Origin of the sequence: Agrobacterium tumefaciens (assembly GCF_009649785.1) — a bacterium.
GTDB lineage: Bacteria > Pseudomonadota > Alphaproteobacteria > Rhizobiales > Rhizobiaceae > Agrobacterium > Agrobacterium tumefaciens.
Genome location: NZ_WJOK01000012.1, coordinates 1 through 11748 on the forward strand (window position 1 = coordinate 1; position 11748 = coordinate 11748).

Consider the following 11748-nt stretch of genomic DNA (forward strand, 5'->3'; position numbering starts at 1 on the left):
ATTTTATTTAAATAAAAGATGCGTATGATAATTTGTGGAAAAAATATTCAATAACGAGATTTTTGCAGGTATTTTAGTCCAAAATAAGATCGGGCGACGATTGGATCGCCGCCCGTTTCTGCATTCAGCGTGTCAGACGGTGTCCTTGCCCGCGACCTTCAGTGCGAAGGCATATTCGAAGGCAATTTCTTCCAGCCGCTGGAAACGGCCCGACTTGCCTCCATGGCCAGCCGCCATGTTGGTCTTAAGCAGGATCGGGGCTTCCCCCGTCGTCTTTTCGCGCAGTTTCGCCACCCATTTGGTCGGTTCCCAATAGGTCACGCGCGGGTCGGTGAGGCCGGAAAGCGCAAGCAGCGGCGGATAGGGCTTTTCCCCGACATTGTCATAGGGGCTGTAGGCGGCGATCCACTGATATTCCTCTTCCGATTCCAGCGGATTACCCCACTCCGGCCATTCCGGCGGGGTTAGCGGCAGCGTGTCATCAAGCATGGTCGTCAGCACGTCCACGAAGGGAACCGCAGCGATGATGCCGGCAAATTTTTCCGGGGCCATGTTGGCGACGGCGCCCATCAGCATTCCCCCTGCCGAACCGCCTTCCGCGATGATGCGGTCGTAGGAGGTAAAGCCTTCCTTGACCAGATGATCGGCAGCCGCGATGAAATCCTTAAACGTGTTCTGTTTGTCTTTCATCTTGCCGGTTTCATACCACTCGAAACCCTTGTCCTTGCCGCCGCGAATGTGGGCGATGGCATAGATGAAGCCACGGTCTGCCAAAGACAGCGTTGTGGTGGAGAAGGAAGCGGGAATGGTGATGCCATAGGCGCCGTAGCCATAAAGCAGGCAGGGGGCCGAACCGTCGAGCGCTACATCCTTGCGGTAAAGCAGCGAGACCGGCACCAACTCGCCGTCATGGGCAGGCGCCATGATGCGGCGGGTAATGTAATCGTCGGGATTATGGCCGGAAGGCACTTCCTGCGTTTTCAGCAGCGTGCGGTCGCGCGTCACCATATTGTAGTCGAACAACTGGCTTGGCGTCGTCATCGAGGAGTAGGAGAAGCGGATGACATCGGTGTCGTATTCTGCAGCGCCATGCAGGCCAAGCGAATAGGCTTCCTCGGCAAAGGCGATGGAATGTTCCTCGCCCGTGCGGCGATCGCGGATAACGATGCGCGGCAGGCCGTCGCGGCGCTCCAGCCAGATCAGATGGCGGGCATAGGCATCGACGGAGAGAATGAGGCGACCCGGCTCGTGCGGCACGACCTCCTTCCAGTTTTCCTTGCCCGGCGCGGTCACCGGCGCTTCCATGATGCGGAAATCCTTGGCATCGCCGTCATTGGTGAGGATGTAGAAGACATCGCCGCCTTCGCACATCGAATATTCGATACCTTCCTCGCGCTCCGCAACCACGACAGGCTCGGCCATCAGGTCCTTGGTGGAAAGAATGCGGTACTCGCTGGTCTCATGGTCGTGAATGTCGATGAAGATGAAGTCGTCGAGCACGGACGCGCCAACGCCCATGAAGAAGCCGGGGTCCTTTTCCTCATAGACCAGCCGGTCGGCCGACTGCGGCTCGCCGATGATGTGGTGGAAGACCTTCGAGGGGCGGTGGTTTTCGTCCTGTAGCGTATAGAAGAAGCTCTTGCCGTCAGGCGCCCATGCCCCGCCGCCGCCGGTATTTTCCACGACATCGGCAAGGTCTTCACCGGTTTCGAGATTACGGATGCGCAGCGTGAAATATTCCGAACCCTTGTCGTCATAACCCCAGATGCCGTGACTGTGATCGGAAGACTGGTCGAGGCCGGCAAGACGGAAATAATCCTTGCCTTGCGCTTCCCTGTCGCCATCAAGCAGCACGTGCTTTTCGCCGCCATCACGCGGGGTGCGGAAATAATGCGGTTGCTCGCCGCCGGTCACGAACAGCGTGCCATAGGCATAAGGTCCATCATTGACCGGAACAGAGGAATCATCCTGCTTGATCCGGCCTTTCATCTCCTCGAACAGCTTTTCCTGAAGCGCCTTGGTGTCGCCCATTGCGGCTTCCATATAGGCGTTCTCGGCCTCCAGATGGGCGCGGATGGCAGGGTCGAGCAGGGTAGGGTCCTTGAACATGGCCTGCCAGTTATCGGCCCGGAACCATGCGTAGTCATCGGTGCGGGTAATGCCGTGATGCGTATCCTGGACGGGCCGTTTTTCGGCGGTCGGGGCGGCGGGCAGGTTCTTGAAAATCGGCAAGGGAAACTCGCTTTCGTATGAAAAATGCGTGGGCGGCACCCAAGATGTAGAGTGCCCCTCACCACCGATCAAGTTTCAAATCTCCACAGGTGAAATGAGGCTTGGGCACAATTTCGTCAGTTTTCGATCACATTTTGGCAATATCCGGCAAATCAGCGATGATACGCGCCTGCCACCGGCCTGCCGTGCATCGATAAGAACAAACGAAAACTGACAGGATCCCATGCGAAAGTTTCTTCCCGCTGCTCTTTCTGCGTTTTTCCTTGCCTTGCAGGCATCTACACCCGCTTTCGCAATAGACGCCAACGTCATGCGGCAGCTGAACGTGCTCGCCCCCGAGGAGCGTCTGGAGCAGCGTTGCGACATAGAGGCGATGGAGCGGATCGCGACGGAGCAGAAGGGCATGAAGCCGGATAAGGTCATTGCCTATACCTTCGGTGATCCCGAGGTTGGCAAGAATTCGATCAAGGCGTCGGGTGCAGTCTTCAGAAGCGCCGGTGAATGGTACAAGCTCAAATACAAGTGCCAGCTGAAAAGCGACAGCCTCTCCATCCAGTCCTTCGATTACCGTGTCGGCGACAAGATTCCCGAAGAGCAGTGGAAGAAGTTGTATCTTTATGACTGATCGGAGAATTCTTCGTCCGCGGTCGCCGGTTTAAACCCCGCTTTTCTTGCCGCCCTGCCAATGGGTCTGTAACGCTGTCCTTCGATCGAATTGAGGGGCGAGAACATGGCGAAGCAATTCAAGGGACTTTCGGCTTTTCCGATCACGCCCGCTGACGAGGCCGGGCAGGTGGATAGCCAAGCCTTTTCCGCCCTCGTCGAGCGGCTGGATGCGGCGGAGGTCGATTCCATCGGTATTCTCGGCAGCACCGGAACCTATATGTATCTGTCGCGTGCCGAGAGGCGGCGCGCGGTCGAGGCGGCCCATGCCGTCCTCAAGGGCAGGCGCACATTGATTGCAGGCGTCGGCGCGTTGCGCACCGATGAGGCCGTGGCGCTGGCGAAAGACGCCGAAGCTGCCGGTGCCGATGCGCTGCTTCTGGCGCCCGTTTCCTATACGCCGCTGACTCAGGAAGAGGCCTATCACCATTTCGCCGCCGTCGCCGGCGCAACCGATTTGCCGCTCGCCATCTACAACAACCCGACGACGACGCGATTCTCCTTCAGCGATGAGCTTTTGGTCAGGCTCGCCTATATCCCGAATATCCGTGCCATAAAGATGCCGCTGCCGGCCGATTCCGACTATTCGGGAGAGCTTGCGCGGCTGCGGCCGAAACTGACGGATGATTTCGCCATCGGTTACAGCGGCGACTGGGGATGTGCGGAAGCAACGCTTGCCGGTGGCGATGCCTGGTACAGCGTCGTTGCGGGCCTGCTGCCGGTTCCGGCATTGCGGTTGATGCGCGCCGCTCAGGCCGGGGATGCGGAGGAGACGCGCAGGCTCGATCTGGCCTTCCAGCCGCTCTGGGCGCTCTTCAAGGAATTCGGCAGTATCCGCGTGATCTACGCCGCCGCCAATGCTTTGTCGGTAACGGCATGCGAGCCGCCCCGGCCAATCCTGTCGCTCACCAGCGCGGAGCGCCAGCGGGTGGAAGAGGTGCTGAACGCTCTGTCAACGCTGGAAGCCGCGCCATAATTCGGGCGTTTTGCAGGCGGATTGCCACATCTTACCCTTCGGAAACTGAAAAATGCTGCGTAGCCTGCCCTTTGCCGCTCTCTTCCTGTCGCTCTCCACGGCCGCCTTCGCGGGGACGGGTCTCGTCGAGCCGACGCTGAAAATGACGCCGAGGCATGACGGCAGGGTGCGGGTGGCGATGACTCTGGACGCCTGCATGGGCAAGACCGACCATCGCATTCTCGATACGCTGGTGCAGGAAAAGATACCGGCGACGATCTTTGTCACTGCCCGCTGGCTGAAGCACAATAGCGAAGCACTTGCCGTAATGATGGCGCATCCGGATTTGTTCGAGATCGAAAACCACGGCGAAAACCATGTGCCAGCGGTGGACAAGCCCGTTGCCATCTACGGCATTGCCGCTGCCGGTTCGGAAGCGGCAGTCGAGCAGGAGGTCGAGGGCGGCAGGCAGGCAATTGTCGCCATGACCGGTCTTCAACCGCAATGGTTTCGCGGTGCGACGGCGAAATATACCACCTCGTCCATGGCTACCATCAACAGGCTCGGCATGCGGGTGGCGGGTTATTCCGTCAATGGCGATGGCGGCTCGCTTCTGGGCGCGGCCGCCACGGCAAAGCACATCGCTTCGGCCAAGGACGGCGACGTCATCATCTCCCACATCAATCAGCCTACCCACGAAGCGGGTGAGGGCGTGGTGAGGGGACTTCTGGCGCTGAAGGCGCGCGGCGTGGTGTTCACAAGGCTGGACGACCCGTCGTTTACGCCGCCGGGTAATTGAGCGGGGCGGCTCTCTCCTCATTCCTGTAACAAGCACGGGAGCGAGGGAAATGAGCATCTCACATCCACGCCCGTTTTTCGGCGGCATACCGCGCAAATTTGCGCTAGCATCCTCCCATGCTGTTCAAACGCCCCGACACCGAAACCCTATATTCCGCCCTTGTTAACAAGGACCCCGCCTATGAGGGCGTGGCCTATGTGTGCGTGACCTCGACGAAGATTTTCTGTCGCTTTACCTGTACGGCGCGAAAGCCGAAGATCGAAAACTGCCGGTTTCGCGAAACCATCGCCGAATGTCTGGAAGCTGGCTTCCGCCCCTGCAAGCGCTGCAAGCCGATGCTTTCCTATGGCACGGCGGATGAAACCGTCACCACCCTTCTGACGGCGCTGGAAAGCGAACCGGCGCGGCGCTGGCGTGAGGAGGATGTGGTGGCGATGGGCCATGACCCTTCCACCGTGCGCCGCACCTTCAAACGCCGTTTCGGCATGAGTTTTCTGGAAATCGCAAGGTTGCGGCGGCTGGGAGATGCGGCGACAAGCCTCGCATCAGGAGAAGCCGTGATCGGCGCGCAGATCGATGCCGGATATGAATCCGGCAGCGGTTTCCGCTCGGCCATCAACCAGTTCTTCGGCACCTCTCCCGCCGCCATGAAGGGCAAGGGGTTTCTGAAGGGCGACTGGATCGACACGCCGATCGGTCCGATGCTGGTGGTTGCCGATGATCACGCCCTGCATCTTCTAGAATTTGCTGACCGGCCAGCGCTTCCGGCCGAATTGAAGCGGCTGAAGGCCCGCACAGGCGCGGATATGGTGCTGGGCAGGACGCCGGTCACCGGCCAGATCGCAGCAGAACTCGCGGCCTATTTCGCCGGGCATTCGGCTGACTTCGAAACCCGGCTTGCCGGACACGGCACACCCTTCGAGCGCGATGTCTGGCACGCATTGCGGGAGATACCGGCGGGAGAGATCGTCAGCTATTCTTCGCTTGCGACGTCGATGCAACGGCCATCCGCCGTGCGTGCCGTCGCCCGCGCCAATGGCGCTAACCAGATTGCCATCGTCGTTCCCTGCCACCGGGTGCTGGGCGCAGATGGCAGCCTGACCGGGTATGGCGGTGGGCTGTGGCGCAAGAAATGGCTGATCGAGCACGAGCGGCGCATGGCCGATAAGCTCCGCATCCCTCTCGCCTCCTGACCGGCCATCAGGCCGGCAGGTTTGGAACGATGCGGCGTGAAGGAAACAGCTCGCGCGTTACTGTCATGGCGATCAGCGACAGCGGCAGTGCCAGCATGGCGCCCGCAGCACCCCACATCCACGTCCAGAAGATGATCATCACGAAGACGAGGAAGGGGTTGATCTCCATGTTGCGGCCCACCACTGCCGGAAAGGCCAGGTTTTCCATCAACAGGTGAATGGTGAAGAAGATCGCGGATGGCAGCAACGCCAGCACCATGTTGTCATGCGTGATGATGCCTGCCACCGCCAGCGACACCGTCATGGCGGTGATGCCGAGAAATGGCACGAAGCTGGAGAGAAAGGCGAAGAGCCCCCACAGAAGCGGCATGGCCAGCCCGCCGAAATAGGCGATCGCCACCATCGTCACGCCCAGCGCCGCATAGATCAGCGCTGCCGTGGCAAAATAGGTGCCGAGCACTTCTTCCACCGAAGCGATGATCCGAATGGCCCTCAGCCGCTGGTGCCGGGCCGGAAAGGCCATGATGATCGCCTTGCGCAGCCGCAGGCGGCTGTAGAGGAACATCAAAAGCGCGGCGAGGAAGATCATGCCCTGAACGACGGCGGGGGTGACGTTGGAACCGAGCAGGGAAATGATCTCGCCGCTGCGCGAAATCAGCGACTCCATCGAAATCGACCCCATGCTGAAGGTCGCTGCCGAAATGTTCAGCCATCGAATGCTTTGAAGATAGGGCAGGAAGCGGTCCATACTGCGTTCGATCAGCGCTGGTCCTTCGGAGGCGAGCTGCGACAAAGGGTCTATCAGCGAATTGATCACGAAAAACATCACGGCCGCGACAAGGCCGGAGAGAATGACAGCCACACCGGCTCCGGGAATGCCATAGGAACTGAGCTTTTCCGCCGCGATGCCGAGGATCATGCCCACGACAATCGCCAGCACCACCGGTATGAGGATCAGAGACAATTCATGAATGACCGCCATCATGACGACGAGAAAAATGCCGATCACCGACCATGCAACGGCCACATCGAGCGCTTCTCGGCCGAGCGGTTGCTGGCTGCGCGCGTCGTCACGGTGCGAGCCGGACGCCAGACCCTCGAAAGGGTCGGCTCTCGTCGACGGAGCGTTTGCGGCGCGCCGCCCGATATTGCCCAATATGCCGGTATTTTCCGGCCTGGCATTCTCATTCATCGAACTGTCCCCCAATAAGACATCAAACGTTCGAAAAATGAGGCGGTTCCGGAGCGGCAAAAATTTCTGCCGCCCCGTGGTCTTTACGCGGAAAGCTTCAGGCCTATGCCCCACGGATCTTTGAGAACAATACCGTCGCTCTGCCGTTCCGTAGCTATTTCCAGCCGGTCGAGAGCGGCCATTGCAGTATCGAGCGCCGCACTATCGTTGAACTTCAGCGAGTAGCCCGAAAGGCCGGTCATGTTGTCCTTGCGGGCCGTGGCGCCGCGGCTGTTCCAGATATTGGCGGCCACATGGTGATGATAAGCGCCCGAGCCGAAGAAGCTGGCACCCGGATAACGCGCCATGATCTTCAACCCCAATACATCCTGATAAAACTCATCTGCCTGCGGAATATTGCCGACCTGCAGATGCATGTGGCCGATGGCCGTTCCATCGGCAGCGCCCTCGAACGCCGTTTTCGGCGCACTGTCATACAGCGCCTGTAGGTCGAGGCGGAGCGTGGCCATCTCCACCGTGCCGTCCTGCTGGTAGGTCCATTCCGAGGGCGACCGGTCGCGATAGACCTCGATGCCGTTGCCTTCGGGGTCGGCCAGATAGATTGCTTCACTCACCAGATGGTCGGATGCGCCCTGAAGCTGGATATTGTTGTGCGCGGCATGGGCCAGCCAATGGGCCAGATCCTCGCGGCGCGGCATCAGGAAGGCGGTGTGGAACAGGCCTGCGGCATTGCGCGGCGCGCGTTCAACCGTGCCGGAGGTGGAAAGTGTCAGCAGCGGTTGGCCGTTGACGCCCAGAACCTCGCCGCTCGGGCTTTTTTCGATGACGGAGAGGCCGATGATTTTCTGGTAGAATTCCGAAATGCGCGGCAGATCGTGAACGACAAGATGAGCCTGACCGACATAAGCCGGCCGCGTCAGGGCGAATTGTTTGATTTCACTCATCATAATCTCCATATTGAATCCGGCGTGCTGACGACGCGGATTTGCGCGTCTGCATCAGCCGACGCCGCTTTGCGGCGTTCATTTGTGGTGAATATGGGCGGGTTTTGTCGTTCAGCAAAGATCGCCATCTGGCGATTGACCGTCCACTATTCGTTGACAATGGCCCTGTTGCTGCTCCGACGCAGCTTTGACTTCAATCAAGGCGAAGGGCGCATCGGCAGGGAAATATGAGCCCGACACGTGAACGGCAGATTACGCCAAAGGAGATAGCCATGTACAAGAAAATCATCGTACCGGTAGACCTCAGCGCCATCGACAAGGGAGAGAAGATTCTCGCCAAGGCCAAGGCGCTGCTGGATGCCGATGGCGAGATCGTCCTCATCAATGTGGTTGAGGAACTGCCCGGCTATATGGCGATCGACCTGCCGGTAGACCTCATCGAAAATGCCATCAAGGATGCCAAGACGAAACTTGCGGATATTCAGGCGAAGGCCGGCTTCAAGGGCAAGCACGAAATCAGAAGCGGCGCGCCGGCGCGTGAAATCATTGCCGCTGCCGAAGAGCACAAGGCCGATCTCATCATCATCGCATCGCATATGCCTGACTTTACCAATTATTTCATCGGCGCCACCGCCGACCGCGTGGTGCGCCATGCCAAGTGCTCGGTGCTGATTGACAGGTAAAGTGAGTTGAAATCTTGGGGTTGCGGGCGATTTTCGCCCGCACCGGCTGGAGGAGAAGACCATGAATGTCGAAAGTTACGAGAAAATCCTGCGCGACCGCCAGCGCGAGCTTTACAGCCGCCTGCACAAAATCGAGGCGGATTTCGAAGAACCGCGCAACCCCGATGACGACGACCGCGCCGCTGAACGCAGCAATGACGAGGTGCTTGATGAAATAGGGCAGGTGGGCCAGGACGAGTTGCGCGCCATCGACGCCGCACTCGACCGCATCGCGAACGGTACCTACGGCACCTGCGTCAAATGCGGCAAGAAAATTTCGGAAGACCGCCTGAAAGCCGTGCCCTATACGCCGTTCTGCCAGGAATGCGCTGCGGCCTTGTGAGGGCGCTCCTTTTTCCCTCCTCATTCCTGTGACAAGCGCAGGAATGAGGGAAACGGCGAGGCCACCGCTCAACCTCTCCTTTCGCAACAGCCCGGAACGCAATTTGATCGCCGTTAACCGGCTGCTGTCTTGTTCCTGTCTAATATTGCCGTCATGCTTGGCCACAAGCAGGCAAACGGGAATGGACTATGAGTAACGTGTGGCGGTTTGGTCGCCAGTATGATTTTCACGAGATTGTCGCCGATGGTATCGTCCACGGCGTGGGTATCGTTTTTGCGCTGGTGGGCGCCACGGCGCTGATTTTTTACGCGACCGTCTGGGGCAGCCTCAGCGCCATCGCGGCCGCCTGGATTTACGGAATCGGCCTTGTCGCCTGCCTTTCCGTGTCCTTCACCTATAATATCTGGCCGCATTCCAACGTAAAATGGTTCCTGCGCCGGCTGGACCACTCGGCGATCTTCATCCTGATCGCCGCCACCTACACGCCGTTCCTGATGCGCGGTATCCACGAGCCGCTGATTGCCACCATGCTGGCGCTGATCTGGCTTGCCGCCATCTGTGGCATATTGCTCAAATGCCTGTTTCCCGGCCGTTACGACCGGGTCGCCATAGGCCTTTATCTCGCCATGGGCTGGAGCGGCATCATGGTGGTGCAGCCACTCTCGACGCATCTGGCCCCCGTCACGCTCTGGCTGATTGTCGCTGGCGGTGTCATCTATTCGCTCGGCGTGGTCTTCCATGTCTGGGAAAAGCTGCGATTCCAGAACGCCATCTGGCACGGTTTCGTCGTTGCCGCCGCCGTTGTCCACTATTTTGCCGTGGTCACTTCCTTCAGCCTCGTTCCCATGTCTTCCTGAGCTAGAGAGCACTGGACAGCCATCCGCGTCATCGCCTAATGCTCGCCTGAAGGTCGTGCCCCGGAACGTCGGGCGCGCGATGCAGACAAGAATGAGGGCGAACGATAATGAGTTTGGAACTGCGCGATGCCACCGTGGACGATCTTTCCGGCATCATGGAGATTTACAACGACGCGGTCCTGAACACGACGGCGATCTGGAACGAAGTGCTGGTCGATCTGGAAAACCGCAAGGAATGGTTTTCCGCCCGCAAGTCACGCGGCTTTCCTGTGATAGTCGCGATTCTTGACGGCAAGGTTGCCGGCTACGCTTCCTATGGCGACTGGCGCGCCTTCGACGGCTATCGCCACACCCGCGAACATTCGGTTTATGTCCACAAGGACGCGCGCGGCCACGGCATCGGCAAGCGGCTGATGCAGGCGCTCATCGACCACGCCTCCGGCAACGATGTGCATGTGCTGATCGCCGCGATCGAATCGGAAAACGCCGCCTCCATCCGCCTGCACGAAAGCCTCGGTTTCACCGTTGCCGGCCGGTTTTCGGAAGTGGGCACCAAGTTTGGCCGCTGGCTGGACCTGACCTGCATGGAGCTTAAACTGAACTAGTATGTGAGCCGGGATTTCTCTTAGGCAGGGCGCCGGGCGAAGGCCAGCATGACACCGAAAGCCATCATCATCGAGCCGCTGATCCGGTTGACGCGCTTCAGGGCGCGCGCATTGCGCATAAGACCGGACAGTCGCGAACCGACAAAGGCATAAACGGTGATCGCCACCACCTCGAGCAGCAGGAAAATTGTGCCGAGCGTGGCGAAGCTCTGCCAATAGGCGTCCTGCTGGATGAACTGCGGGAAAAAGGCCGTGAAGATCAGGATGGCCTTCGGATTGCCGGAGGCGACAAAAAACTCCTGCCGCAGATAGGTCTTGAGAATATTTCCGTTGCCCGAGGAGATATCGGGAGCGGTGACATCCGCCCTTGAGCGGATGAGCTTGAAGCCGATCCACAGCAGGTAGAGAACGCCGATCCATTTGATCAGCGAAAACATCATTTCGGAAGCCATCAAAAGTGCGCCGAGGCCCAAAGCGGCGATCGCGATCATGCCCGCAAACGCAACCAGCCGGCCGCTCGCGGCCATCATTGCCGTTGCCATGCCGTATCGCGCACCAACCGTCATCGACAGGAGATTGTTGGGCCCGAACGCCATGTTCAGGGCAAAGCAGGCGGGAATGAATATGAGGATGGTTTCGAGCGCCATGATGGTGATCCGGAAGGAGTGAGATCGCGATAATCTCACTCTCCGGTCCGGCTGTCGAGACGGTCATTTTCTTCGCAACAAGGCCGGCAGGCAGCCGGCCGTTACCCGTCTCTCATCAGATCGGTTCGAAGACCATCGAATGGCCGTTGATGCAATAACGCAGGCCGGTGGGCGGTGGGCCGTCCGGGAAGACGTGGCCGAGGTGGCCGCCGCAATTGGCGCAGCGGATTTCGGTGCGCACCATGCCAAGCGTCGCATCGCGATGTTCCGTCACCGCACCCGGTTTCACCGGTTCGAAATAGCTCGGCCAGCCGCAACCTGCATCGAATTTGGTATCGGAGAGGAACAGCGGTTCGTCGCAGGCGGCGCAGCGATAGAGGCCTTTCTGGAACGTGTCCCAGTAGGGACCGGTAAATGGGCGCTCGGTGCCGTGTTCACGCAGGATGCGATATTGCTCCGGCGTCAGCTGCTCGCGCCAGTCGGCATCGCTCTTGTTCACTTTCGGGGATGTCAGATCGCTCATGGAATGATCCTTTCTGTTCCTGCCAGAAATAGGCATCGGTGCTGCAGATTGAAAGAGGGCAGCTGTCATAACG

Annotated in this window: 14 protein-coding genes; 9 read left to right on the forward strand and 5 right to left on the reverse strand. The window is 59.3% G+C overall.

Annotated features, from left to right (window positions below):
* Positions 1 to 132: 132 nt before the first annotated feature.
* Positions 133 to 2232, reverse strand: a complete 2100-nt coding sequence (locus GH784_RS14145; protein ID WP_065702805.1) for a S9 family peptidase — start codon at positions 2230 to 2232, stop codon at positions 133 to 135.
* A gap of 223 nt (positions 2233 to 2455) precedes the next feature.
* Here GH784_RS14145 and GH784_RS14150 point away from each other — a divergent pair, with 223 nt between their 5' ends.
* The 4 genes from GH784_RS14150 to GH784_RS14165 all read left to right on the forward strand — a co-directional run bounded on the left by GH784_RS14150 (position 2456) and on the right by GH784_RS14165 (position 5842).
* Positions 2456 to 2857 (forward strand): DUF930 domain-containing protein, encoded by a 402-nt coding sequence (locus GH784_RS14150; protein WP_003511997.1) that lies wholly within the window; start codon positions 2456 to 2458, stop codon positions 2855 to 2857.
* Positions 2858 to 2962: 105 nt separating this feature from the next.
* Positions 2963 to 3871, forward strand: coding sequence for a dihydrodipicolinate synthase family protein (locus GH784_RS14155; RefSeq protein WP_065702647.1), 909 nt, complete (start codon positions 2963 to 2965; stop codon positions 3869 to 3871).
* A gap of 52 nt (positions 3872 to 3923) precedes the next feature.
* Positions 3924 to 4649, forward strand: a complete 726-nt coding sequence (locus tag GH784_RS14160; RefSeq protein WP_013635693.1) for a polysaccharide deacetylase family protein — start codon at positions 3924 to 3926, stop codon at positions 4647 to 4649.
* Between the two features lie 116 nt (positions 4650 to 4765).
* Positions 4766 to 5842 carry a bifunctional transcriptional activator/DNA repair enzyme AdaA gene (locus GH784_RS14165; protein ID WP_003512000.1) on the forward strand — a complete coding sequence of 359 codons (1077 nt, stop codon included), beginning with the start codon at positions 4766 to 4768 and terminating at the stop codon, positions 5840 to 5842.
* A gap of 7 nt (positions 5843 to 5849) precedes the next feature.
* Here the strand turns inward: GH784_RS14165 and GH784_RS14170 are convergent, their stop codons facing one another.
* The gene (locus GH784_RS14170) at positions 5850 to 7034 is read right to left on the reverse strand and encodes an AI-2E family transporter (RefSeq protein ID WP_013635695.1); all 1185 of its coding nucleotides are present in this window, start codon (positions 7032 to 7034) and stop codon (positions 5850 to 5852) included.
* Between the two features lie 83 nt (positions 7035 to 7117).
* Positions 7118 to 7978 carry a VOC family protein gene (locus GH784_RS14175; RefSeq protein WP_065702645.1) on the reverse strand — a complete coding sequence of 287 codons (861 nt, stop codon included), beginning with the start codon at positions 7976 to 7978 and terminating at the stop codon, positions 7118 to 7120.
* Between GH784_RS14175 and GH784_RS14180 the strand changes: the two genes are divergently transcribed.
* From GH784_RS14180 to GH784_RS14200, 5 genes are all read left to right on the forward strand, one after another.
* Positions 7961 to 8209, forward strand: a complete 249-nt coding sequence (locus tag GH784_RS14180) for a hypothetical protein (RefSeq protein ID WP_141680483.1) — start codon at positions 7961 to 7963, stop codon at positions 8207 to 8209. The genes GH784_RS14175 and GH784_RS14180 overlap by 18 nt on opposite strands.
* A 41-nt stretch (positions 8210 to 8250) precedes the next feature.
* Complete coding sequence (locus GH784_RS14185; RefSeq protein ID WP_065702644.1) at positions 8251 to 8661, forward strand: universal stress protein; 411 nt, start codon at positions 8251 to 8253, stop codon at positions 8659 to 8661.
* Positions 8662 to 8722: 61 nt separating this feature from the next.
* Positions 8723 to 9043 carry a TraR/DksA family transcriptional regulator gene (locus GH784_RS14190; protein ID WP_003512004.1) on the forward strand — a complete coding sequence of 107 codons (321 nt, stop codon included), beginning with the start codon at positions 8723 to 8725 and terminating at the stop codon, positions 9041 to 9043.
* A 188-nt stretch (positions 9044 to 9231) separates the two neighbouring features.
* Positions 9232 to 9900 (forward strand): PAQR family membrane homeostasis protein TrhA, encoded by a 669-nt coding sequence (trhA, locus tag GH784_RS14195; RefSeq protein WP_065702643.1) that lies wholly within the window; start codon positions 9232 to 9234, stop codon positions 9898 to 9900.
* 107 nt (positions 9901 to 10007) lie between these two features.
* Positions 10008 to 10505, forward strand: a complete 498-nt coding sequence (locus GH784_RS14200; RefSeq protein ID WP_003512007.1) for a GNAT family N-acetyltransferase — start codon at positions 10008 to 10010, stop codon at positions 10503 to 10505.
* A 20-nt stretch (positions 10506 to 10525) separates the two neighbouring features.
* On the opposite strand, the gene GH784_RS14205 is transcribed toward GH784_RS14200, so the two are convergent.
* Complete coding sequence (locus tag GH784_RS14205; protein ID WP_065702642.1) at positions 10526 to 11152, reverse strand: LysE family translocator; 627 nt, start codon at positions 11150 to 11152, stop codon at positions 10526 to 10528.
* Positions 11153 to 11267: 115 nt separating this feature from the next.
* Complete coding sequence (gene msrB / locus GH784_RS14210) at positions 11268 to 11675, reverse strand: peptide-methionine (R)-S-oxide reductase MsrB (protein WP_003512009.1); 408 nt, start codon at positions 11673 to 11675, stop codon at positions 11268 to 11270.
* Positions 11676 to 11748 lie beyond the last annotated feature (73 nt).

Excerpts from the sequence above, each read along its gene's own strand:
- msrB (WP_003512009.1), bottom strand. The coding sequence starts at position 11,675 with ATGAGCGATCTGACATCCCCGAAAGTGAACAAGAGCGATGCCGACTGG.
- GH784_RS14175 (WP_065702645.1), bottom strand. The coding sequence starts at position 7,978 with ATGAGTGAAATCAAACAATTCGCCCTGACGCGGCCGGCTTATGTCGGT.
- GH784_RS14165 (WP_003512000.1), top strand. The coding sequence starts at position 4,766 with ATGCTGTTCAAACGCCCCGACACCGAAACCCTATATTCCGCCCTTGTT.
- trhA (WP_065702643.1), top strand. The coding sequence starts at position 9,232 with ATGAGTAACGTGTGGCGGTTTGGTCGCCAGTATGATTTTCACGAGATT.
- GH784_RS14170 (WP_013635695.1), bottom strand. The coding sequence starts at position 7,034 with ATGAATGAGAATGCCAGGCCGGAAAATACCGGCATATTGGGCAATATC.
- GH784_RS14150 (WP_003511997.1), top strand. The coding sequence starts at position 2,456 with ATGCGAAAGTTTCTTCCCGCTGCTCTTTCTGCGTTTTTCCTTGCCTTG.
- GH784_RS14185 (WP_065702644.1), top strand. The coding sequence starts at position 8,251 with ATGTACAAGAAAATCATCGTACCGGTAGACCTCAGCGCCATCGACAAG.
- GH784_RS14200 (WP_003512007.1), top strand. The coding sequence starts at position 10,008 with ATGAGTTTGGAACTGCGCGATGCCACCGTGGACGATCTTTCCGGCATC.
- GH784_RS14160 (WP_013635693.1), top strand. The coding sequence starts at position 3,924 with ATGCTGCGTAGCCTGCCCTTTGCCGCTCTCTTCCTGTCGCTCTCCACG.
- GH784_RS14205 (WP_065702642.1), bottom strand. The coding sequence starts at position 11,152 with ATGGCGCTCGAAACCATCCTCATATTCATTCCCGCCTGCTTTGCCCTG.
- GH784_RS14155 (WP_065702647.1), top strand. The coding sequence starts at position 2,963 with ATGGCGAAGCAATTCAAGGGACTTTCGGCTTTTCCGATCACGCCCGCT.
- GH784_RS14190 (WP_003512004.1), top strand. The coding sequence starts at position 8,723 with ATGAATGTCGAAAGTTACGAGAAAATCCTGCGCGACCGCCAGCGCGAG.